The organism is Paraburkholderia sp. RL17-380-BIE-A (genome assembly GCF_046028085.1).
Classification (GTDB): Bacteria; Pseudomonadota; Gammaproteobacteria; order Burkholderiales; family Burkholderiaceae; genus Paraburkholderia.
The window spans coordinates 441,271-462,627 of sequence record NZ_JARESQ010000003.1; the positions used below are offsets into that span (position 1 = coordinate 441,271).

21 protein-coding genes are annotated in these 21,357 nt (G+C 63.5%); 10 read left to right on the plus strand and 11 right to left on the minus strand.

Annotation, left to right across the window (positions count from 1 at the left end; translation table 11 throughout):
- Positions 1-145 precede the first annotated feature (145 nt).
- Genes P0D68_RS07250 through P0D68_RS07265 form a run of 4 tightly spaced genes read left to right on the plus strand, consistent with a single transcriptional unit; the run spans position 146 to position 4,406 of the window.
- On the plus strand, positions 146-757 hold the full coding sequence (locus tag P0D68_RS07250) for a DUF4126 domain-containing protein (RefSeq protein ID WP_091795925.1): 612 nt from the start codon (positions 146-148) through the stop codon (positions 755-757).
- Positions 754-3,336 (plus strand): ABC transporter permease, encoded by a 2,583-nt coding sequence (locus P0D68_RS07255; protein WP_408297080.1) that lies wholly within the window; start codon positions 754-756, stop codon positions 3,334-3,336. Before P0D68_RS07250 ends, P0D68_RS07255 begins: the two co-directional genes overlap by 4 nt.
- A gap of 28 nt (positions 3,337-3,364) precedes the next feature.
- Entirely contained in the window at positions 3,365-3,778 is a 414-nt protein-coding gene (locus tag P0D68_RS07260) for a group II truncated hemoglobin (protein ID WP_091795923.1), read from the plus strand.
- A complete protein-coding gene (locus P0D68_RS07265) occupies positions 3,771-4,406 on the plus strand; it encodes a DUF924 family protein (RefSeq protein WP_408297078.1) in 636 nt (211 codons plus the stop codon). The genes P0D68_RS07260 and P0D68_RS07265 overlap by 8 nt, the downstream gene beginning before the upstream one ends.
- Before the next feature lie 26 nt (positions 4,407-4,432).
- On the opposite strand, the gene P0D68_RS07270 is transcribed toward P0D68_RS07265, so the two are convergent.
- From P0D68_RS07270 to P0D68_RS07315, 10 genes are all read right to left on the minus strand, one after another.
- Positions 4,433-5,179: an SDR family oxidoreductase gene (locus P0D68_RS07270; protein WP_408183443.1), complete on the minus strand. Its 747-nt coding sequence runs from the start codon at positions 5,177-5,179 to the stop codon at positions 4,433-4,435.
- Between the two features lie 24 nt (positions 5,180-5,203).
- Positions 5,204-5,788, minus strand: a complete 585-nt coding sequence (locus P0D68_RS07275; RefSeq protein ID WP_408183445.1) for an LOG family protein — start codon at positions 5,786-5,788, stop codon at positions 5,204-5,206.
- Between the two features lie 2 nt (positions 5,789-5,790).
- Positions 5,791-6,516: a TetR/AcrR family transcriptional regulator gene (locus P0D68_RS07280; protein ID WP_091795911.1), complete on the minus strand. Its 726-nt coding sequence runs from the start codon at positions 6,514-6,516 to the stop codon at positions 5,791-5,793.
- Positions 6,517-6,721: 205 nt separating this feature from the next.
- On the minus strand, positions 6,722-7,390 hold the full coding sequence (locus P0D68_RS07285) for a diacylglycerol kinase (RefSeq protein WP_408297075.1): 669 nt from the start codon (positions 7,388-7,390) through the stop codon (positions 6,722-6,724).
- 20 nt (positions 7,391-7,410) lie between these two features.
- Positions 7,411-8,442, minus strand: a complete 1,032-nt coding sequence (locus P0D68_RS07290; RefSeq protein ID WP_091795909.1) for a glycosyltransferase family 4 protein — start codon at positions 8,440-8,442, stop codon at positions 7,411-7,413.
- A 36-nt stretch (positions 8,443-8,478) separates the two neighbouring features.
- Positions 8,479-9,420 (minus strand): UDP-2,3-diacylglucosamine diphosphatase, encoded by a 942-nt coding sequence (locus tag P0D68_RS07295; RefSeq protein ID WP_408183452.1) that lies wholly within the window; start codon positions 9,418-9,420, stop codon positions 8,479-8,481.
- Between the two features lie 434 nt (positions 9,421-9,854).
- Positions 9,855-10,376, minus strand: coding sequence for an RDD family protein (locus P0D68_RS07300; protein ID WP_408297072.1), 522 nt, complete (start codon positions 10,374-10,376; stop codon positions 9,855-9,857).
- Positions 10,377-10,388: 12 nt separating this feature from the next.
- Positions 10,389-11,153, minus strand: a complete 765-nt coding sequence (locus tag P0D68_RS07305) for a DUF3106 domain-containing protein (RefSeq protein WP_408297070.1) — start codon at positions 11,151-11,153, stop codon at positions 10,389-10,391.
- 16 nt (positions 11,154-11,169) lie between these two features.
- Positions 11,170-11,598 carry a DUF3619 family protein gene (locus tag P0D68_RS07310; RefSeq protein WP_408297068.1) on the minus strand — a complete coding sequence of 143 codons (429 nt, stop codon included), beginning with the start codon at positions 11,596-11,598 and terminating at the stop codon, positions 11,170-11,172.
- A complete protein-coding gene (locus P0D68_RS07315; protein WP_054034971.1) occupies positions 11,595-12,158 on the minus strand; it encodes an RNA polymerase sigma factor in 564 nt (187 codons plus the stop codon). Before P0D68_RS07315 ends, P0D68_RS07310 begins: the two co-directional genes overlap by 4 nt.
- A gap of 351 nt (positions 12,159-12,509) precedes the next feature.
- On the opposite strand from P0D68_RS07315, the gene P0D68_RS07320 reads away from it, so the two are divergent.
- From P0D68_RS07320 to P0D68_RS07345, 6 genes are all read left to right on the plus strand, one after another.
- Positions 12,510-14,273 (plus strand): acetolactate synthase 3 catalytic subunit, encoded by a 1,764-nt coding sequence (locus P0D68_RS07320; RefSeq protein ID WP_091795898.1) that lies wholly within the window; start codon positions 12,510-12,512, stop codon positions 14,271-14,273.
- A 124-nt stretch (positions 14,274-14,397) separates the two neighbouring features.
- Entirely contained in the window at positions 14,398-14,889 is a 492-nt protein-coding gene (ilvN, locus tag P0D68_RS07325; RefSeq protein WP_091795896.1) for an acetolactate synthase small subunit, read from the plus strand.
- 119 nt (positions 14,890-15,008) lie between these two features.
- Positions 15,009-16,025, plus strand: coding sequence for a ketol-acid reductoisomerase (gene ilvC / locus P0D68_RS07330; RefSeq protein ID WP_091795894.1), 1,017 nt, complete (start codon positions 15,009-15,011; stop codon positions 16,023-16,025).
- A gap of 130 nt (positions 16,026-16,155) precedes the next feature.
- Positions 16,156-16,794: a phosphatidylserine decarboxylase gene (locus tag P0D68_RS07335; RefSeq protein ID WP_011487483.1), complete on the plus strand. Its 639-nt coding sequence runs from the start codon at positions 16,156-16,158 to the stop codon at positions 16,792-16,794.
- A 24-nt stretch (positions 16,795-16,818) separates the two neighbouring features.
- Complete coding sequence (gene pssA / locus P0D68_RS07340) at positions 16,819-17,685, plus strand: CDP-diacylglycerol--serine O-phosphatidyltransferase (RefSeq protein WP_091795892.1); 867 nt, start codon at positions 16,819-16,821, stop codon at positions 17,683-17,685.
- A gap of 380 nt (positions 17,686-18,065) precedes the next feature.
- Positions 18,066-19,613: a 2-isopropylmalate synthase gene (locus tag P0D68_RS07345; protein WP_408297065.1), complete on the plus strand. Its 1,548-nt coding sequence runs from the start codon at positions 18,066-18,068 to the stop codon at positions 19,611-19,613.
- A gap of 99 nt (positions 19,614-19,712) precedes the next feature.
- Here P0D68_RS07345 and P0D68_RS07350 read toward each other — a convergent pair whose 3' ends face one another.
- Positions 19,713-21,293 (minus strand): SulP family inorganic anion transporter, encoded by a 1,581-nt coding sequence (locus P0D68_RS07350; RefSeq protein ID WP_408297063.1) that lies wholly within the window; start codon positions 21,291-21,293, stop codon positions 19,713-19,715.
- Between the last annotated feature and the right edge of the window lie 64 nt (positions 21,294-21,357).

Genomic DNA, 21,357 nt, shown 5'->3' on the forward strand with positions numbered 1-21,357 from the left:
CTATAATGAGATCGAATCCAACCTGACATTGTCCGCGGCCCATTTGGCGCGGCCGGCTTGGCGCGGGTCTGACGACTTCGGTGCGGCTCCCCCATTATTGGCCCGTCGAAGCCGCCCGGCACGCACAGCGCGCCCGGAGGCGGCCATGCTTGAATCACTTTCGCTCGCTGCGGGCCTCTCGTGGGGCAGCGGTCTGCGCCTCTATCTGACGGTCCTGCTGGCCGGCGTGTTCGCCCGTCTGGGCCTCGTTCATCTTCCCGATACGCTGTCCGCATTGTCCTCGCCTTGGGTGATCGGCGTGGCGGGCGTGCTGACCGTCACCGAATTTCTCGCCGACAAGATTCCCGCGTTCGATTCGCTGTGGGACGCGGTTCATACCTTTATCCGCATTCCGGCGGGCGCCGTGCTGGCCGCCGGTGCGCTCGGCCATGCCGATCCGGCGCTGTTGACCGTGGCCGCGCTCGCGGGCGGGACGCTGGCGGGCACGGCGCACCTCGCCAAAGCGGGGACGCGCGCGCTGATCAACCTGTCGCCGGAACCGGTGTCGAATGTCGTGACCTCGACGGCTGAAGACGGGCTCGTGTTCGGCGGCATGTTGCTCGCGCTGTTCGTGCCGCTCCTCTTTCTGGTGTTGATGGTGGGCTTCCTGATGCTGGCCGGCTGGGCGTTGCCGCGGCTCTGGCGTGGGGTCCAGGGCGGTTTTCGCGGCATGGCGACGCACATGGTGTCGCGCTTTGCCAGGAGCAGGCACGATTGAGCGATACGGTACGGGGTTCCGCGGCGCGCATGGCGACACCGCCGACGCGCCGGTTCGGCGGTAGGGATCTGTTGCGCCAGTCCGTTCGTATGACGTCGCGCGACTGGCGCGCGGGCGAATTGACGATGCTGCTGCTGGCGCTGGTGCTGGCCGTGGCGGCTTTGTCGAGTGTCGGCTTTCTGGCTGACCGTTTGCACCAGGGGCTCGAGCGCGACGCGCGACGCATGATCGCCGCCGACTTCATCGTGCGGGCCGATCATCCGGTCGATCCGCAATTCGCCGGGCAAGCCAAAGCGCTCGGTTTGAACACCGCCAGCACGGCGATCTTTCCCAGCATGATCAACTCGACCGGCGCGCAGCCGGTCTCGCGGCTCGCCGCCATCAAGGCGGTGTCGCCCGGTTATCCGCTGCGCGGCGCGCTGCGCATTGCCGCGGCGCCGGGCGCGGCGGACTATCCGGCGCGATCGATTCCGCCGCCGGGCGTTGTGTGGGTCGATCAGGCGTTGCTCGACGCGCTGAAGGTGCATGTCGGCGATACGGTGAAAGTCGGCAATCGCAATTTCACGATCGGCGCGGTCATCACGCGCGAACTCGACCGCGGTTTCTCGTTCGTCAATTTCTCGCCGCGCCTGATGCTGCGCGCCGACGACGTGCCGTCGACCGGCCTCATCGCTTACGGCAGCCGCGTGACGTACCGCTTGCTGGTCGCGGGGCCCGACGAAGCGGTGGCGCGTTTCGCGCAATTCGCGCACGACCGCGTGGACGGCGGCAAGATGCGCGGCGTCGCGCTCGAATCGTTGCAGGACGGGCAGCCGCAAGTGCGCCAGACACTCGACCGCGCGAGTCATTTCCTCACGCTCGTCTCGCTGCTCACCGCGTTGCTGGCGGCCGTGGCGATTGCGATGGCCGCGCATCGATACATGCGCCGGCATCTGGACGGCTGCGCAGTGCTGCGTTGCCTCGGCGTCAGTCAGGCGACACTGCGCGCGCTCTTCACGCTCGAATTCGTGGGGCTCGGGTTGATCGGCGGCGCGCTGGGTGTGGCGCTCGGTTATCTGGGGCACCTCGCGTTGCTCACGTGGCTCGGCAGTCTGATCGATGTCGCGCTGCCATATCCGACCGCATGGCCGGCGCTCGAAGGCATCGCGGCGGGTCTCGTGCTGTTGCTGGGCTTCGCGTTACCGCCGCTGTTGCCGCTCACAAGAGTGCCGCCGGTGCGCGTGCTGCGCCGTGAATGGGGCGAGGCGGGCCGCACCGCATGGGCGGCTTACGCGCTCGGCATCGTGCTGTTCGCGGCGCTGCTGATCGTCGCGGCCGGCGAGTTAAAGCTCGGCGGGATCGTGGCGGGCGGCTTTGCGGGCGGGCTGCTGGTGTTCGCGTGCATCGCGCGGCTCGCGTTGTGGGGCGCGGCGCGCGTGGTGCGCAGCGAGCGCGTGAATGCGGGAATCGGCTGGCGCTATGCGCTGGCATCGCTCGAACGGCGCAGCAGCGCGAGCGCATTGCAGATCACCGCGCTCGGCATCGGGCTGATGTGTCTGTTGCTGATTGCGATGACGCGTAACGACCTCGTGGCCGGCTGGCGCAAATCGACGCCGCCCGATGCGCCGAACGAATTCATCATCGATATCCAGCCTGATCAGCGCGACGCCGTCACACACTATCTGAGCACCCACGGCGTGCCGGGCACGGTGCTTTCGCCGATGGTGCGCGGCCGGCTGACGGCGATCAACGGCAAGCCGGTCAATCCGGATGCGTTCAAGGGTGACGACGCCAAACGTCTCGTGGATCGCGAGTTCAATCTGTCGTACACCACCGAGTTGCCCGACGACAATCGACTCTCCGCCGGCACGTGGTATGGCGACACAACCACGCCGCAGATTTCGATCGAGCAGGGCCTCGCCAAGCTGATCAACGTGAAGCCCGGCGACATGCTGCGTTTCGACGTGACCGGCTTGCAGATCGACGCGCCCGTCACGAGTGTGCGCAAGCTCGACTGGGGTTCGTTCAAGGTCAACTTCTTCGTGCTGATGCCGCCCGCCGCATTGCAGGATTTTCCGGCGACGTTCATCACGAGCTTCCATCTGCCGCAGGAGAAGCAGTCGACTATCGACGGCCTGATCTCCACTTATCCGAACCTCACGGCGATCGATACCGGTCCGATTCTCGCGCAGGTGCAGCGCGTGTTGCAGCAGGTGATCGGCGCGGTGCAGTTCCTGTTCGCGTTCACGCTTGCCGCGGGTGTACTCGTGCTGTACGCGGCGCTCGCCGGCACGCGTGATGAGCGCATGCGAGAATCCGCGCTGCTGCGCGCATTAGGTGCGTCGCATCGTCAGGTGCGCTCGGTGCAGGTCGCCGAGTTTGTCGCGGTGGGCGCGCTGGCGGGTCTGATGGCGGCGGTGGGCGCGCAGGCTATCGGCTACGTGCTGGCAACGCGCGTGTTCGAGTTTTATCTGAGCTTCGATCCCTGGCTCTTGCCGGCGGGCATTGCTGCCGGCATCGCGTGCGCCGGCGCGGGCGGCTGGCTGAGCTTGCGGCATGTGCTGGCGCGGCCCGCGTTGCAATCGCTGCGGGATGCGTGAATTCCTTTTTTCTGGTTGGTGAGTGGGTATGAGTGATTTGAACGACGAAGTGTCCACGGCGCAGCCCACGGCCTTCGAACTGGTGGGCGGCGAGGCGCGCGTGCGCGAACTGGTGGACCGCTTTTACGATCTGATGGATCTTGAAGCAGACTTCGCCGGAATTCGGGCGTTGCATCCGCAATCGCTCGACGGTTCGCGCGACAAGTTCTTCTGGTTTTTATGCGGATGGTTGGGCGGTCCGGATCATTACATCAGCCGCTTCGGTCATCCGCGTCTGCGCGCGCGGCATCTGCCGTTCGCGATCGCATCCGGCGAGCGCGATCAGTGGCTCAGATGCATGGCGTGGGCGATGGAAGATATCGGGCTCGCGGAGCCGCTGAGAGAGCGCTTGCTCGGCTCGTTCTTCGAAACGGCCGACTGGATGCGCAATCGCAATGGCTGAGGAGGCTGGGCAGACTTCGCGCACGACTTCGGCGGACTATGCCGTTCTGCCTCCGCAGGCACGCGAAGTTCTCGACTGCTGGTTCGGCGCGCCGGGCACGCCCGAGTTCGGTAAGCAGCACAAACGCTGGTTTTCACGCGACGCGGCGTTCGACACGATGCTGCGTGAACGCTTCGGAACCCTGATCGATGCGGCATGCGAGTCCACGCTCGACCACTGGGCCGACACACCGCTCGGCGCGTTGGCGCTCGTCATCGTGCTCGACCAGTTTTCCCGCAATTGTCATCGTGGCACATCGCGCGCGTTCGCGGCCGACCACAAGGCATTGCAAACCGCGCAGCAGATGATCGCAAGCGGCGCCGATCGCTTGTTGCCGAGCGCGCATCATCGCGCGTTCGCCTATTTGCCTTTCGAACACGACGAGACGCTCGCCGGTCAGCGCGAATCTTTGCGACTGTTCAAACTGCTGAAAGCTGAACCGGGCGGCGCGTCGTATTATCGGTCCGCGGTGCGCCACGCGGAAATCATCGAGCGGTTCGGGCGCTTTCCGCATCGCAATGCGCTGCTCGGGCGTTCTTCTACGGCTGAAGAAAGCGCGTTCCTGCGCGAACCGGGTTCATCGTTCTAGATTTGCGATCAGCGCGCGCGAAACGCCTAGCGGCCGCCGGCCACGTCGAGGAGTGCGCCCGTCACATACGAGGCGGTGTCGCTCAGCAACCAGACGATGGCCTCGGCCACTTCACCGGCCGTGCCGGGGCGGCCCAGCGGTGTGGTCGCGCCGAGTTGCGCGGCGCGCTCGGGCTTGCCGCCGCTTGCGTGGATCTCGGTGTCGATCAGGCCGGGGCGCACCGCGTTCACACGCACGCCTTGCGGGCCGAGTTCCTTGGCGAGGCCGAGCGTCATGGTGTCGACGGCGCCTTTCGAGCCGGCATAGTCGACGTATTCGTTCGGTGAGCCGAGCCTCGACGCCGCCGACGAAACGTTCACGATCACGCCGCCCGCGCCGCCACGCGTGGTGGACATGCGCCGCGCGGCTTCGCGTGCGCAGAGATATGCGCCGAGCACGTTGACGTCGAACATGCGCTTCAGGCGCGCGAGGTCCATGTCGGCGAGTTGGCTGGACGGCGCGACGATGCCCGCGTTGTTGACGAGTGCATCGAGCCGCCCGAACTTCTGTTCAAGCGTGTCGAACATGGCCAGCACGTCGGCCTCGTTCGCGACGTCGCCGGCGATCGTCAACGCGCGGCCGCCGGCCCGTTCCACATCGGCGGCGGTGTCTTGCGCTGCCGCGAGATTCTGCGCGTAATTCACGCCGACGGACCAGCCGCGCGCACCCAGCAAACGCGCGGTTGCGCGGCCAATGCCGCGGCTGCCACCGGTGATCAGAACGGCTTTCGTCATCGCAACCTCATCGTTCGGGAAAAGTCAGACCGCGTCGCGCTTGATCGCCCATTTGTCGCTGGCGGGCGGCTGATAGCGTTGCAGCTTGCCGATCAACGCGGCGGGATCGGCGTCGATCTGCAGGATGTCGAAATAGGTCTGGCGCATGAAGCCTTCTTCGACGGTATGCTGCAGCAGATTGATCAGCGGGTCATAGAAGCCGTCGATGTTCAGCACGGCCACCGCTTTCTGGTGGTAGCCGAGTTGCGCCCACGTGTAGACCTCGAACAGTTCTTCGAGCGTACCCGCGCCGCCCGGCATCGCGACGAACGCGTCGGACAGGTCGGCCATCATCTTCTTGCGATGATGCATGTCGGGCACCACGTGCAGTTCGGTCAGGCCGTTGTGACCGACTTCCTTGCTGACCAGCAGTTCGGGAATCACGCCGATCGCGCGGCCGCCTTCGGCCATCACGGTGTCGGCGATCACGCCCATCAGACCGACCTTGCCGCCGCCGTAAACGAGCGCCAGATCGGCTTGCACCAGCGCGCGGCCAAAGGCGCGCGCCGCTTCGGCATACAACGGTTTAGCCCCGTTGGAGGAGCCGCAATACACACACACCGACTTCATGCTCAAGCGTCCTTCGGTTCGTTGCGGGGCGCGGCGCCTTCCTTGGGCGGCAGGTAGTCGTAAAACTCGCGTTTGGGCAGTTTGCCCGACACGAGGTCGTCGAAAATCTGCCGTGAGCGGCCGCGCAGATAAGGCGCCATCAACGAGACGATCTGCACGCTCACCTGATGCAGCTCCGCGCGAATCGCCTCCTGCTCGTTGTATTTGCGCGGGTTCATCACGAACTGATACGAGAGCCAATACGTGCCGATCACGCCGACGTTGGTGGCGATCACGTGCAGTTCTTCAGGCGTGGCGACCATTTCGCCGTCGGCCACGAGCTGCTCGCAGAACTGGCTCGCAAAACGCACCTTGTGGCTGATGATCTGCTTGAAGTGCGTTTCGAGCGTGCGATTGCGCGCCAGCAGATCGTTCAGATCACGATACAGGAAGCGATAGCGCCAGGTGAAATCGACCATGTACTGCAGATACGACCACATTTCGTCGATGGTCGCGCGATGGTCGTCGGGAAAACGCAGACGCTTTTCGATCTCCTGCTCGAACTGGCTGAAGATGCTGTTGATGATGTCGTCTTTGTTGCGGAAGTGGTAGTACAGGTTGCCTGGACTGATTTCCATTTCCTCGGCGATCGTCGTCGTCGTGACGTTCGGCTCGCCGATTTCGTTGAACAGCTTCAACGAGAGTTCGAGAATCCGTTCGCGCGTGCGGCGGGGAGGTTTGGCTTCCATGTCGTCCGGCCCTGGTTACGCCGGGCTGGGGCACACGGCGGCGTGCCGCTCTTTGCGTGATCCGCCCGGACGCGGTTGGTGTATCGAACGATTATAAACCGAGCGTTCTTATACCAAGCGAATACTCAGGGTTTTCATTATTCGCGGCGATTTCGCGCACAGTTCGCTTACGGTTCGGCTGCACTGAAGCGGCCGCGGCGTGGCTTCACAGCCATGCCTTGACCCAGTGCGCGACGAGCGGCCCGACGATCAGCAGCCACGTCATCAGGCACATGCCGAGCGCGACCATCACGGCCGCGCTGCCGAGATCCTTCGCGCGTCGCGAGAGTTCGTGGCGTTCGAGCGAAATGCGGTCGATAGCCGCTTCCACGCTCGAATTCAGCAACTCGACGATCAGCACCAGCAGCACGGAGCCGAGCAGCAACACGCGCGATACCGGATCGACCGGCACCAGCACGCCGCACGGAATCAGGATCGCGGCGAGCGTGAGTTCCTGGCGAAACGCGCTTTCCTCGCGGATCGCGACGCGAAACCCGGCGAGCGAATTTTTCATCGCGTGCCAGGCGCGCGTGACGCCGCGATTGCCCTTGTACGGATTGAAGGGCAGCGGCGCGAGCGGATCGTCGGGGCTGAGCGGTTCGTGCTGCGCGTCGTGCTGCGTTTCGTCTTGTGCGTCGCGTGGCGGGGCGTGTCGCATGTCGTTCGTCACGCGCGTGCCGTTCATGCCGTCCAAACCATGCGCGTGATCTGCATGATTCGGCGTGCCTGGTTCGCTCACGTCGTCGAACGGTTCGATGCTGGCGGTGCTGTCGGTATCGACGGCACGCAGCGCGCCGTTCGACGCGCGGGCCACAGGAGAGGTTCTGGTTCGCATGGACAGCTCGGCGCGCCGCGTCACGCGGCGGCACTTTCCTCGCGGTACGTTGCGCGCGGCAATGGCTTCAGATGCGCGGCGAACTGCTCGGAGGCCGCCGCCCAGGAGAAGCGTTCGGCCCACGCGCGCGCATGGTTGCGATCGATCTTCAGGGCTTCCAGGCAAGCTTCGCGCAGGTCCTCGTGCATCGCGCCGGCGCCGCCGTCGCCGAGCACGTCGATCGGACCGGTGACCGGATATGCCGCGACGGGCGTGCCGCAGGCGAGCGCTTCGAGCAGCACGAGCCCGAACGTGTCGGTGCGGCTCGGGAACACGAACACGTCAGCGGCCGCATAGACCTTCGCCAGTTCGGCCTGCGTGAGCACGCCCAGATAATTCGCTTGCGGATAGCGCGACTTCAGTTCGGCGAGCGCCGGGCCTTCACCGGCCACCCACTTCGAGCCGGGCAGATCGAGCTTCAGAAACGCCTCGACGTTTTTCTCGACCGCCACGCGTCCCACGTACAGAAAGATCGGCCGGGCGGTATTGAGCACCTTCGAGTCCATCTGGTGAAAGATGTCCAGGTCGACGCCGCGCGTCCACAGCACGACGTTGGTGAAGCCGAATTTCTCCAAGTCGCTCTTGACGACCGGCGTGGGCGCCATAACGGACAGAGACGGCTTGTGAAACCAGTGCAGGAACTTGTAGGTTGCGGCGAGCGGAATGCCGAAGCGCGCCTGCACATACTCCGGAAAACGCGTGTGATAAGCGGTCGTGAACGGCAGCTTGTGTTGAATCGCATAGGCGCGCGCGGCCATGCCGAGCGGACCTTCCGTGGCGATATGCAAGGCGTCGGGCGCGAATGCGTCGATACGCTGGCGCAGCTTGCGGCGCGGCAGCAGCGACAGACGGATCTCCGGATAGGTCGGGCAAGGGATCGTCTTGAACTCGAGCGGCGTCAGCAGATCGACGCGGTGGCCGAGTGCGCTGAGTTCGCGCGTGGTGTTTTTCAGCGTGCGCACGACGCCATTGACCTGCGGTTCCCATGCGTCGGTGACGATCATGATCTTCATCGGTTTCGGCCCAATTGAGAAGTTAACAAGCAGGGACTACGCGGTCGCCCGGGCCTTTTGCACGCCCACTTCAGGGGAGCGCACCACGGTCCAGTAGATCACCTTGAGTTCGCCTTCATACGTCTCGACCAGTGCTGACAAACTTTCGACCCAGTCGCCGTCGTTGCAATACAGCACGCCGTCGATATCGCGTATCTCGGCTTTGTGGATGTGCCCGCAGACCACGCCGTCGCAGCCGCGGCGGCGCGCTTCGTCGGTCATCACGCGTTCGAACGACGAGATGAAATTCACCGCGTTCTTCACCTGATGCTTCAGGTACTGCGATAGCGACCAGTACGGAAAACCGAGCCGGCTGCGGATCCGGTTGAACCAGCGGTTCAGGATCAGGATCATGGTGTAGAGCGTGTCGCCGAGATAGGCGAGCCACTTGGCGTGCTGGATCACGCCGTCGAACAGATCGCCGTGCACGATCCACAGACGCTTGCCGGCGAGCGTGGTGTGAAACGCCTCGCCGCGCACGTGGATGTCGCCGAACGCGAGGTCGCAGAACTGGCGCGCGGCTTCGTCGTGATTGCCGGGCACGTAGATCACCTGGGTGCCTTTGCGCGCCTTGCGCAGCACCTTCTGCACGACGTCGTTGTGCGCCTGCGGCCAGTACCAGCCTTTCTTCAACTGCCAGCCGTCGATGATGTCGCCCACGAGGTACAGATACTCCGACTCGTTGTGGCGCAGGAAATCGAGCAGATAGGGCGCCTGGCAGCCGCTCGAACCGAGATGGATGTCGGAGAGCCAGATGGTGCGGTAGCGGTGCGGCGCGGCGTGGTCGTCGTCGTGCTGGCCGGCGTTGGCGTCGAGCGGCAATGGCGCCACGGGCAACGGCCGTCCGTGGCTATGGTTGGGTTCCGGGAGGAACGCGACGGGGTCGACGCTCGGGCCGGTCTGGCGGAACAGGGAAGTCGCGGACGTTTTGGGGTCCATGGCTCACGCGTCGAGTTGCGGTGCCCGTATTGGGCCGGGCGCGCGTGACTGTGCCGTGACAGTCATGAGAAGTTCTTATTACTGCGGGCGTGGGGAGAGGGGGCGGTGGGGTGTGAGATGCGAGGCGGAAGATGCAGTGAAATCGAATTGGTGTGAGGTGCGATGGTCTGTGAAGCGCGAGACGCAGCGGAGGGCGAGAGGTGGCGGAGCGGGAGACAGGGCGGAGGGAGAGAGGCGGTGCAGCGGGAGACGCAGAAAAGGGCGAAAGGTGGCGAAGCGGGAGACTCGGCAAAGGGCGAGAGGCGGTGCAGCGGGAGAAGCGGCAAAGCGCGGGCGGCGGAAATCAACGCATCAAAAGAACCGCCGTTGCAGATCGCACGATGTGGCGCCGGTCCAACAGGAGAGCGAAAGAATTGCCCGTCGGGTTCAACCGCTCAACCGGAGACGCTAACGACCCGAGTGCCGGCGAGGCGATCGTGCAGAAACTGGCGTTGCGAATCGACGCGCCCGGTGGCGGCCCACAACACGAACCAGATGCCTGCGATCGCGAGCGTCTGCGGCAGCTTGAGACCGAGCAGCGGATGCAGCGCGAGCGGCGGCAAAAACCACAGCCACGCAAGCACGTAGCGGGTTACGGCACGACCGGTGGAGAGCGGCGCACCGTCGGCGGCGACGACGCGCAGACGCCAGGTTTTCATCGGCAGGGTCTGGCCGCTGTGGGTCCAGAACCAGACGAAGTACACGCCGACCACGAGCCCGATCCATGCGGCCAGCAGGTTGTGATGGGTCAGCCCGTCGCGTTGCTGGGTCAGGGTGCTGAACAGATATCCGGCGATGAACACCACGCCGAACAGAATCAGCGCTTCGTACAGCAGCGCTGCGAGACGCCGCCTTACGGTGGGCGCATTGCCGGTTGCATCAGCGGGCAATGCAGGGGTCGAAAGCGGCTGGGACACAGTGGGGCCCGATCAGGAGCCGTTGAAGATCGACGGCGCTTCAGCCGGCGAAACCGGCACCGGCGTAGCGGGCACGAAGCTGCCGGCGGCGGGAATCGGCGGCGCGGCGGCCGGGCTCGGCAACGACGCGGCCGCCGCGGCGCTCACGGCTGCGGCGCCGCTTGCGCCGTGCTCACGCGCATTCACGAGCCGATCGAGTCCCTTGATCTCACTGCGGCCCGACGGCGGCGCACTGACGACGCTCGGCCGCCGTTTGCGCTCGCTGGCGGCGAGCCGTTCCTTCTGCTCTTCGGGCAGTTGCTGATAGGCCTTCCACGCGTTCTGCCGGGCTTCGCGCGGCAATTCCTTCGACACCTGATAGTTTTCTCGCGCGACACGCCGCTGATCGGGCGTCATGCGGGTCCATTCAGTCATGCGCTCGTGTAGGCGTTTTTGCGCATCGGGCGACATCTTCGGGTAACGCGACGCGATCTTGATCCATTTTCGCTTGCGTTCGTCGCTAAACGAATCCCATTGGGCTTCGAACGGCGCGAGCGCGATATGCTCGGCGGAAGTCAGGCGCGTCCACGCCATTGGGCTGTTGCTGCCGGGCAGGCTCGGCAATTCGACGGCGAGCGTGGGCGAGGGCGCGGGCGCCTTGGCGGTGGCGTTGCCGCCCGCGACGGGCGCACTGGCGGTCGACGGACCCGGGTAAAAGCGCGGATATGTCGCGGCGAACGACACCAGGGCCGCGATCGTGCATCCGAAAACAACGGCCAGGCCGCGCTTGTAACTCACCCGAGAAATCTCCCGCTCAGTGGGCGCGTGAAAGGTACGCGTTGAAACCGTGGTCGAGATAGGCATTGAGCGGCAGGTCGTCGCTTAACATGGCGGCATCGATATCGGCGAGCTCGGCGGTGCGTTGCTGGTCTTCCCAGTAGGCGATCCCCACGAGGCTGACCACCAGCGCGACGAGCGGCCACGCAAGCGCGAAGCGGCGCAGCGGCGAACGGCGGCGCTGCGGCAGTTCGGCTGGCGGCATGCCGGCAGGCAAGCCCGCGCCGGCGAAGGCCGGCACGAACACGGGCGCACTCACGGTTTCGGGCTTCTTGCGGGCGAGCGCGGCGTGGCGCGCCGCGGCGAGTCGATCGACAGTGGCGGACGGAATGCTGGCGGCGTTTTCGTCGAGCGCGCGGCGCACCTGGCGGGCGAACTCGAGTTCTTTGGTTTCTAGGGAGCTCATAGCGTGATTCCTTTGGCCTTGAGCGCTTGCGCCAGCGTGTGGGTGGCCCGCGAGCAGTGCGTTTTCACACTGCCTTCGGAGCAGCCCATTGCGGCGGCAGTCTCGGCGACATCCATATCCTCCCAATAACGCATGAGAAACGCCTCCCGTTGACGTGCCGGTAACTTTTGGATCTCGTCGTCGATTAACTGCAGAACCTGTTCGCGTTCGAGTTTCTGTTCGTTGCTCTCGGAGCCCGCCGAGCCTTGCTGGGCCTCGAAGGTTTCGAGGGGGTCGAATTCGTCGTCGTCGGCGTTGCCGAGCGACGAAAAGAGACTAACCCAAGTATTGCGCACTTTGGCACGACGGAAATAGTCGTGCATCGCATTCTGGAGAATACGCTGAAACAGGAGCGGAAGTTCGGCCGCCGGACGGTCGCCGTATTTTTCGGCGAGCTTGATCATCGCGTCCTGCACGATGTCGAGCGAGGCGTCGTCGTCCCGCACGGCGTAGACCGTCTGCTTGAATGCGCGCCTTTCGACGCCCGCCAGAAAATCGGCGAGTTCCTTGTCTGATGCCATCCGTTGGGGGTCGGCGCAGCGAGCGTGCGCGTAATCGGTCGAAAAATGTCGTAAAACTCGCGGATGCTAACAAACTTTTGCGTCGCTGGGGCGAAACGTGATTCAGCTTGCATCTCCATAACAGCCTTTCGGTCAATATCGCGAGTTCGGTGCGGCGTGCTCAGGCAATATTTGCTTGACCGCGCGGGCGTCTGCAGATATCGTCGCTGGTTCGCAACATAAGTGACTTGTCTCATTGAGGTGTGGCCCAAGAAGCTCACCTGTCAACTGGACGCGCCGCTTGAACCCGAGCCACAAGCCCGGCAGAGAGCACCCGATCAATTTTTTGCCGAAAATTCGAAAGGTGAATAAATGAATATGCCCAGCGCGGAATTCTCCACGTCGGATACGACCCCCCATCCCGAAGCTGACTCTATCGGCGCCACCGTGCTCATGAAGGCACTGGCCGACGAAGACGTCGAGTTTGTCTGGGGCTATCCCGGCGGCTCGGTACTCTACATTTACGACGAGCTTTACAAGCAGGACAAATTCCAGCACGTCCTCGTGCGCCACGAGCAGGCCGCGGTCCACGCCGCAGACGCCTATGCGCGTTCCACCGGCAAGGTCGGTGTGTGCCTCGTGACCTCCGGCCCCGGCGTCACCAATGCGGTGACCGGCATTGCCACCGCGTACATGGATTCGATCCCGATGGTGGTGATCAGCGGCCAGGTGCCGACTGCCGCGATCGGCCAGGATGCGTTCCAGGAGTGCGACACGGTCGGTATCACGCGTCCTTGCGTGAAGCACAACTTCCTCGTGAAGGACGTGCGCGACCTCGCCGCCACCGTCAAGAAGGCCTTCTACATTGCTCGTACCGGCCGTCCCGGCCCGGTGCTGATCGACATTCCGAAAGACGTGTCGAAGGCGCCGTGCCAGTACGAACCGCTCAAAACGGTTTCGCTGCGCTCGTATAACCCGGTCACGAAGGGCCACTCCGGCCAGATCCGCAAAGCGGTCTCGCTGTTGTTGTCGGCCAGGCGTCCGTACATCTATACCGGCGGTGGCATCATTCTCGCGGACGCATCGCGTGAGCTGAACCAGTTCGCCGACCTGCTCGGCTACCCCGTCACCAACACGTTGATGGGTTTGGGCGGCTACCGCGCGAGCGACAAGAAATTCCTCGGCATGCTCGGCATGCACGGCACGTACGAAGCCAACATGGCGATGCAGCACTGCGACGTGCTGATCGCGATCGGCGCGCGTTTCGACGACCGTGTGATCGGCGACCCGGCGCACTTCGCATCGCGTCCGCGCAAGATCATCCATATCGACATCGATCCGTCTTCCATCTCCAAGCGCGTCAAGGTCGACATTCCGATCGTCGGCGACGTGAAGGAAGTGCTGAAGGAGCTGATCGAGCAGCTGCAAACGGCCGAGCATGGCCCGGACACCGCGGCGCTCGCCGACTGGTGGAAGGACATCGAAGCCTGGCGCGCGAAAGACTGCCTCAAGTTCGACCGCAAGAGCGACATCATCAAGCCGCAGTACGTGGTGGAAAAGGCGTGGGAACTGACCGACGGCAATGCCTTCGTGTGTTCCGACGTCGGCCAGCACCAGATGTGGGCGGCGCAGTTCTATCGCTTCAACAAGCCGCGCCGCTGGATCAACTCCGGTGGTCTCGGCACGATGGGCTTCGGCCTGCCTGCGGCGATGGGCGTGAAGATGGCGCACCCGGACGACGACGTGCTCTGTATCACGGGCGAAGGCTCGATCCAGATGTGTATCCAGGAGCTCTCCACCTGCAAGCAGTACGAGACTCCGGTGAAGATCATTTCGCTGAACAACCGCTATCTGGGCATGGTGCGCCAGTGGCAGCAGATCGAATACAGCAAGCGCTATTCGCATTCGTACATGGATGCGCTGCCGGATTTCGTGAAGCTCGCCGAAGCGTACGGCCATGTCGGCATGCGTATCGAACGCACGGCCGATGTGGAGCCGGCGCTCAAGGAAGCGCTGCGCCTGAAAGATCGCACGGTGTTTCTCGATTTCCAGACCGATCCGACCGAAAACGTCTGGCCGATGGTTCAGGCCGGCAAGGGCATCACCGAGATGCTCATGGGTTCGGAAGATCTATAACGACGGCGCGTTGAGTTAAACGCCGCGTTGGCTTCGTCCTGCGCGCCTTCATGAAAGGCGAGCTGCGGACGAAGCGGCGCGAACCGTTCGCAGACATCGACAAAACATCTGGAAGAAGCGAAACATGAGACACATCATTTCCGTCCTGCTGGAAAACGAACCGGGCGCGTTATCACGCGTGGTTGGTCTCTTCTCGGCACGCGGCTACAACATTGAAACCTTGACGGTGGCTCCGACCGAAGACCGTTCGCTGTCGCGCATGACCATCGTCTCCATTGGCTCGGACGACGTGATCGAACAGATCACGAAGCATCTGAACCGCCTGATCGAGGTGGTGAAAGTGGTCGACCTTACCGAGGGCGCCCACATCGAGCGCGAGCTGATGTTGATCAAGGTGAGGGCGGTCGGCAAGGAACGTGAGGAGATGAAGCGGATGTCGGATATTTTCCGCGGCCGCATCATCGACGTCACTGAAAAGACCTACACGATCGAACTGACGGGCGCGAGCGAGAAGCTCGATGCCTTCATCGAAGGGCTCGACGCTACGGCGATTCTCGAGACGGTCCGTACGGGCAGCTCGGGTATCGGTCGCGGCGAGCGCATTCTGAAGGTGTGACGCGCGAGCGTTCAACCGTCTCGATCCAGGCCGGGCAGTGCCTTTAAGAACCCGGCCAGCAACAACTATATGCAGTATTTGAATCTCACTGAATCATCGAATTTAGCCAAGGAACCGACATGAAAGTTTTCTACGACAAGGACGCCGACCTCTCCCTCATCAAGGGCAAGCAAGTCACCATCATCGGCTATGGCTCGCAAGGCCATGCGCACGCGCTGAACCTGAAGGAAAGCGGCGTGAACATCACGGTCGGTCTGCGCAAGGGCGGCGCATCGTGGAGCAAGGCTGAGAACGCCGGCCTGCAAGTCAAGGAAGTGGCGGAAGCCGTCAAGGGCGCAGACGTGGTCATGATGCTGCTGCCGGACGAGCAGATCGCCGAAGTCTATGCGAAGGAAGTGCACGCCAACGCCAAGCAAGGCGCGGCGCTCGCGTTCGCACACGGCTTCAACGTTCACTACGGCCAGGTGATTCCGCGTGCCGACCTCGACGTGATCATGATTGCGCCGAAGGCGCCGGGCCACACGGTTCGCGGCACCTACTCGCAAGGTGGCGGCGTGCCGCACCTGATCGCTGTCGCGCAGGACAAGTCGGGCGCAGCACGTGACATCGCGCTGTCGTACGCTGCGGCGAACGGCGGCGGCCGTGCCGGCATCATCGAAACGAACTTCCGCGAAGAAACGGAAACCGACCTGTTCGGCGAACAAGCCGTGCTGTGCGGCGGTACGGTCGACCTGATCAAGGCCGGCTTCGAAACGCTGGTGGAAGCAGGCTACGCGCCGGAAATGGCGTACTTCGAATGCCTGCACGAACTGAAGCTGATCGTCGACCTGATCTACGAAGGCGGCATCGCGAACATGAACTACTCGATCTCGAACAACGCCGAATACGGCGAGTACGTGACGGGTCCGCGTATCGTGACGGCTGAAACGAAGAAGGCGATGAAGGCTGTGCTGACCGACATTCAAACGGGCGAGTACGCAAAGAGCTTCATCCTCGAAAACAAGGCCGGCGCACCGACGCTGCAATCGCGCCGCCGTCTGACGGCCGAGCACCAGATCGAACAGGTCGGTTCGAAACTGCGCGCAATGATGCCGTGGATCGCGAAGAACAAGCTGGTCGACCAGTCGAAGAACTAAGCTGATTCAAGCCGATGTCCGGTGCGGCGCTATGCCGTAACAACCGGACAGATCAAAAAGCCGTCCAAGGGTGCTGAACCCTGGGCGGCTTTTGCTATCCTACGGTTTTACAAAAACACAGAAGCCATTCATGAATTACCCACATCCGATCATCGCGCGAGAAGGCTGGCCGTTCATCGCCATCGCGGCCGTCGTTGCACTCCTGATTCACTTCTTCGCGGGATTCGGCGTTTCATGGCTGTTCTGGCTGCTGTTGATTTTCGTCGTGCAGTTCTTCCGCGACCCGGCACGCCCGATCCCCACGCAGGCGAATGCCGTGCTGTGCCCGGCCGACGGCCGTATCGTCGCAGTCGAGACCGCGCACGATCCGTATGCCAATCGTGAAGCGCTGAAGATCAGCGTGTTCATGAACGTCTTCAACGTCCACTCGCAACGCTCGCCGGTGGATGGCGCGATCTCCAAGGTCGAATATTTCCCGGGCGCGTATCTGAATGCCGCGGTGGACAAGGCTTCTACCGAAAACGAACGCAATGCGATCGTGATCGAAACGGCCGGCGGCCAGACCGTGACGTCGGTGCAGATCGCCGGTTTGATCGCGCGGCGCATTCTTTGCTACGTACGGGCAGGTGAGCCGCTCACCCGTGGTCAGCGTTACGGATTTATCCGCTTCGGTTCGCGCGTCGACGTGTATCTGCCGGTGGGCAGCCGTCCGCGCGTGTCGATTGGCGAAAAGGTTTCCGCGTCGTCCACGATCCTCGCTGAACTATAAAGCGGCACCAAGGAGGTTTTCCGAATGGCCGCATTCAAACCGCGTCGACCCCGTAACAGCGGACCGCTTCCGCGTCCGTTCCGCCGTAACAAGCCGATGGTGACGGAGTCGGCGGTCGACAGCCGGCGCGCGCAGCGCCAGCAATTCCTGAGAAAGCGCGGCATTTATCTGCTGCCGAACGCATTTACCACGGCGGCGCTGTTCTGTGGCTTCTTTGCCGTGGTGCAGGCCATGAATGTGCGCTTCGAGGTCGCGGCCATCGCGATCTTCGTGGCCATGGTGCTCGACGGCATGGACGGCCGCGTCGCCCGCATGACGCATACGCAAAGCGCGTTCGGCGAGCAGTTCGACAGCCTCTCCGACATGGTGTCGTTCGGCGTGGCGCCGGCGCTCGTCATGTACGAGTGGATTCTGAAGGACCTCGGCCGCTGGGGCTGGCTTGCGGCGTTCGTCTACTGTTCGGGTGCGGCATTGCGTCTCGCGCGCTTCAACACGAACATCGGCGTGGTTGACAAGCGTTTCTTCCAAGGCATGCCGAGCCCGGCCGCGGCGGCGCTGATAGCCGGTTTCGTGTGGCTCGCCACGGACAACCGCGTGCCGCTCAAGCTGGTCTGGCTGCCTTGGGTCGCCTTCGTGCTGACCATCTACGCCGGCGTGACGATGGTGTCGAACGCGCCGTTCTATAGCGGCAAGGCGCTCGACGTGCGGCATCGCGTGCCATTCGGCGTGATTCTGCTGGTGGTGGTCGCGTTCGTGCTGGTGTCCTCCGACCCGCCGCTGATGCTGTTCGGCCTGTTCGTGCTTTACGGCCTGTCCGGCTACGTGTTCTGGGGTTATCAGGCGCTGCGGGGTAGGGCCAATCCGGCTCGGTCGGTGGCGCGCGACAGGTAATCGGTCGCTAGCGCAACGGGTTGAAACACACGATCAAACGGCGGCCTTCGGGCTGCCGTTTTTCGTTTGACGAGCCCGTCTGGCGGCGCCGGCAAGCGGGTCCGGCGCCAATTGCGTGGCGGCGGGAATGCCGCTATAGTCGTTGGATGACTGCGTTCACGTTCCTCGTGGAGTCGCACTACGTGCCTTGACGGGCCATTGAACATGCCAGTGCCGGGGCGTCTGCCGCGCTGTTAGCAGAGAGCAGGGCCTTTTTGCCGCGCTGACCGTTTTTGCCCTCCGTCTGCCTCGTCTGTGATCGAGTATTGCCAGCGCTAGCGCAGACAACCGAATTCCACTATCCCATCCCCACCATTGAACGACTCCGCAGGAGACTCGACATGTCCGACAAACTGATCATATTCGACACCACGTTGCGAGATGGCGAACAATCGCCCGGCGCGTCGATGACGAAAGAAGAAAAAATCCGTATCGCGAAGCAGTTGGAACGGATGAAGGTGGACGTGATCGAAGCAGGCTTCGCGGCAAGCTCGAATGGCGATTTCGACGCGATCCAAACAATCGCGGGCCTGATCAAGGACAGCACGATCTGTTCGCTTGCCCGCGCGAACGACAAAGACATTCAGCGCGCGGCCGACGCGCTCAAACCCGCCGATCACTTCCGCATCCACACGTTCATTGCAACCTCGCCGTTGCACATGGAAAAGAAGCTGCGCATGACGCCGGACCAGGTGTTCGAGCAGGCAAAGCTGGCGGTGCGCTTCGCCCGCAAATTCACCGACGACGTCGAGTTCTCCCCCGAAGACGGCAGCCGCTCGGACATGGACTTTCTGTGCCGCGTGCTGGAAGCGGTGATTGCCGAAGGCGCGACCACCATCAACATCGCGGATACGGTCGGTTACGGCGTGCCGGAGTTGTACGGTCAGCTCGTGAAGACGCTGCGCGAGCGCATTCCGAACTCGCATAAGGCCGTATTCTCGGTGCATTGCCATAACGACCTCGGCATGGCGGTGGCGAATTCGCTGGCCGGCGTGCAGATCGGCGGTGCGCGTCAGGTCGAGTGCACGATCAACGGCCTTGGCGAGCGCGCGGGCAACACGTCGCTCGAAGAAATCGTGATGGCCGTGAAGACCCGCAAAGATTATTTCGGCCTCGATATCGGTCTCGATACCACGCAGATCGTGCCGGCTTCGAAGCTGGTGTCGCAGATCACCGGTTTCGTCGTGCAGCCGAACAAGGCGGTGGTCGGCGCGAATGCGTTCGCGCACGCGTCAGGCATCCACCAGGACGGCGTGCTGAAGGCGCGCGACACCTACGAAATCATGCGCGCCGAAGACGTGGGCTGGAGCGCCAACAAGATCGTGCTCGGCAAGCTGTCGGGTCGTAACGCATTCAAGCAGCGTCTGCAGGAATTGGGCATCGCGCTGGATAGCGAAGCGGAACTGAACACGGCGTTTGCGCGCTTCAAGGAACTGGCCGACCGCAAGTCGGAAATCTTCGACGAAGACATTATCGCGATCGTCACGGAAGAATCCGCCGAGGCGCAGGAGAAGGAGCACTACAAGTTCCTGTCGCTGTCGCAACATTCGGAAACCGGCGAGCAGCCGCACGCGAAGATCGTGTTTTCGGTGGAAGGCAGGGAAGTGACCGGCGAAGCGCGCGGCAACGGCCCGGTCGACGCCACGTTGAACGCGATCGAAACGGAAGTGGGCAGCGGCTCGGAACTGCTGCTGTACTCGGTGAATGCGATCACCACCGGCACGCAGGCGCAAGGCGAAGTGACCGTGCGTTTGTCGAAGAGCGGGCGCATCGTCAACGGCGTGGGCACCGATCCGGATATCGTCGCGGCTTCCGCGAAAGCGTATATCTCGGCGCTCAACAAGCTGTACTCGAACGTGGACAAGTTGAATCCGCAGCGTTCGGAGTGAGTGAGCTGATGGCAGCGCGCTGACGGCGCGACGCCGGTTCGTCGTTTGAATCGCAGAAGCCCCGTGCCTTGAATGGCATGGGGCTTTTGCATTGTGGCGTTACTCCGTCGCAGTGCGCCGCATCGACCAGCCGCGTGACGCGCGCGCCTGAGCCTGCACCTGATGCCGCACTTCGACGGCGATGCCGCGTTCCGGTGCATCGGTCACGAACGTGTCGAGCAGTTCGCGCACGTCGTGGTCGACGAAATCGGCGCGCGTCGCATCGACGATCACCGTGGCGCCGTCGGGAATCTGCTGCAGGTAATGCTTGAGCGGCACTTTGCCGAGAAACGACACGTCCTTGCGAAACGACAGCAGATAGTGATCGCCGTGTTGTGCTAGCACGATCGGGCTGCGCAGATTCGCATACAGCGCGAGCAGCACGCTGCACAGAATGCCGAGCACGATGCCGATCAGCAGATCGGTTGCGAGCACACCGACCAGCGTCACGATAAACGGGGCGAACGGCGCGAAGCCCTGTTTCGCGACGGCGACGAACAGCGACGGCTTGGCGAGCTTCACCCCGGTGAAGATCAGGATCGCCGCGAGGCAGGCGAGCGGAATCAGGTTGATCACGCTAGTGAGCGCAAACACGCTGACGAGCAGCAGCACGCCGTGAATGATCGCCGAGAGCCGGCTTTGCGCGCCCGCATGCACGTTGGCCGAACTGCGCACGATCACCGACGTGATCGGCAATCCGCCGATCGCACCCGCAATCAGATTGCCGACGCCTTGCGCCTTCAGCTCGCGATCCGGCGGCGCGGGGCGCCGCTCGGGATCGATCTGCTCGACCGCTTCCAGGCTGAGCAACGTTTCCAGACTCGCGACGATCGCCAGCGTGATGGCCACGCGCCAGACGTCGGGATTGACGAGTTGTGCGAAGTGCGGCCCAAAGTCGGCCCACTCGAGCGCGAGTCGCAGCGCGGCGAACGACTCCAGCGGCGGCAGCGCGACCCGATGTTCCGCGGGCGGCGCGAGCGACGGCGTCAGCACGCTGAGCAGCAATGTCGCGCCGATTCCGAGCAGGACGACCGCGAGCGGTGCCGGTACCCGGCGCACCAGCGCGAATCGGCGCAGCGCGCGCGTTTCCCAACCGATCAGAATCGCCAGAGAGAGCAAGGTGATTACGCAGGCCGCGAGAGAAATCGAACCGAACGGCGTGACGATCGCGCCCGCGGCTTGCGCAACGGCTTGCGCGCCGGACGAGGCGTTCACGCCGGACAGCCCGAGCGCGAGCGGGAACTGCTTGACGATCAACAGCACGCCGATAGCCGCGAGCATGCCCTTGATCACCGGCGATGGCACGTAGGCGGCAAAGCGGCCCGCTTTGAGCATGCCGAAGCCGAACTGGATCGCCCCGGACAGCAGCACGGCCAGCAGGAAGGCGGAGAAGCTGCCGAGTTGCGCGATGCCGTCGACGACGATCACGACGAGGCCCGCGGCCGGACCGCTCACGCTCAGACGCGAGCCGCTCAGCACGGCCACCACCAGCCCGCCGACAATGCCGGAAACGAGCCCGGCAAAAGGCTCGACGCCCGATGCATTGGCGATGCCGAGACAGAGCGGCAGCGCCACCAGAAAAACGACCGTGCCCGCAAGCAGGTCGCGCTGAAACGTGGAGAAAAAAGCTCGAAGGTTCATGGTGTCGGTGCGGTGAGGTGTAGGGCCTGGTATGCGGCGAAAGCCGAACCGGATCGGATCCGCA

Excerpts from the sequence above, each read along its gene's own strand:
- P0D68_RS07335 (WP_011487483.1), top strand. The coding sequence starts at position 16,156 with ATGAATTACCCACATCCGATCATCGCGCGAGAAGGCTGGCCGTTCATC.
- P0D68_RS07295 (WP_408183452.1), bottom strand. The coding sequence starts at position 9,420 with ATGGACCCCAAAACGTCCGCGACTTCCCTGTTCCGCCAGACCGGCCCG.
- P0D68_RS07250 (WP_091795925.1), top strand. The coding sequence starts at position 146 with ATGCTTGAATCACTTTCGCTCGCTGCGGGCCTCTCGTGGGGCAGCGGT.
- P0D68_RS07310 (WP_408297068.1), bottom strand. The coding sequence starts at position 11,598 with ATGAGCTCCCTAGAAACCAAAGAACTCGAGTTCGCCCGCCAGGTGCGC.
- P0D68_RS07320 (WP_091795898.1), top strand. The coding sequence starts at position 12,510 with ATGAATATGCCCAGCGCGGAATTCTCCACGTCGGATACGACCCCCCAT.
- P0D68_RS07275 (WP_408183445.1), bottom strand. The coding sequence starts at position 5,788 with ATGAAGTCGGTGTGTGTGTATTGCGGCTCCTCCAACGGGGCTAAACCG.
- P0D68_RS07270 (WP_408183443.1), bottom strand. The coding sequence starts at position 5,179 with ATGACGAAAGCCGTTCTGATCACCGGTGGCAGCCGCGGCATTGGCCGC.
- P0D68_RS07265 (WP_408297078.1), top strand. The coding sequence starts at position 3,771 with ATGGCTGAGGAGGCTGGGCAGACTTCGCGCACGACTTCGGCGGACTAT.
- P0D68_RS07315 (WP_054034971.1), bottom strand. The coding sequence starts at position 12,158 with ATGGCATCAGACAAGGAACTCGCCGATTTTCTGGCGGGCGTCGAAAGG.
- P0D68_RS07290 (WP_091795909.1), bottom strand. The coding sequence starts at position 8,442 with ATGAAGATCATGATCGTCACCGACGCATGGGAACCGCAGGTCAATGGC.
- P0D68_RS07285 (WP_408297075.1), bottom strand. The coding sequence starts at position 7,390 with ATGCGAACCAGAACCTCTCCTGTGGCCCGCGCGTCGAACGGCGCGCTG.
- pssA (WP_091795892.1), top strand. The coding sequence starts at position 16,819 with ATGGCCGCATTCAAACCGCGTCGACCCCGTAACAGCGGACCGCTTCCG.
- ilvN (WP_091795896.1), top strand. The coding sequence starts at position 14,398 with ATGAGACACATCATTTCCGTCCTGCTGGAAAACGAACCGGGCGCGTTA.
- P0D68_RS07350 (WP_408297063.1), bottom strand. The coding sequence starts at position 21,293 with ATGAACCTTCGAGCTTTTTTCTCCACGTTTCAGCGCGACCTGCTTGCG.
- P0D68_RS07280 (WP_091795911.1), bottom strand. The coding sequence starts at position 6,516 with ATGGAAGCCAAACCTCCCCGCCGCACGCGCGAACGGATTCTCGAACTC.
- P0D68_RS07260 (WP_091795923.1), top strand. The coding sequence starts at position 3,365 with ATGAGTGATTTGAACGACGAAGTGTCCACGGCGCAGCCCACGGCCTTC.
- P0D68_RS07345 (WP_408297065.1), top strand. The coding sequence starts at position 18,066 with ATGTCCGACAAACTGATCATATTCGACACCACGTTGCGAGATGGCGAA.
- ilvC (WP_091795894.1), top strand. The coding sequence starts at position 15,009 with ATGAAAGTTTTCTACGACAAGGACGCCGACCTCTCCCTCATCAAGGGC.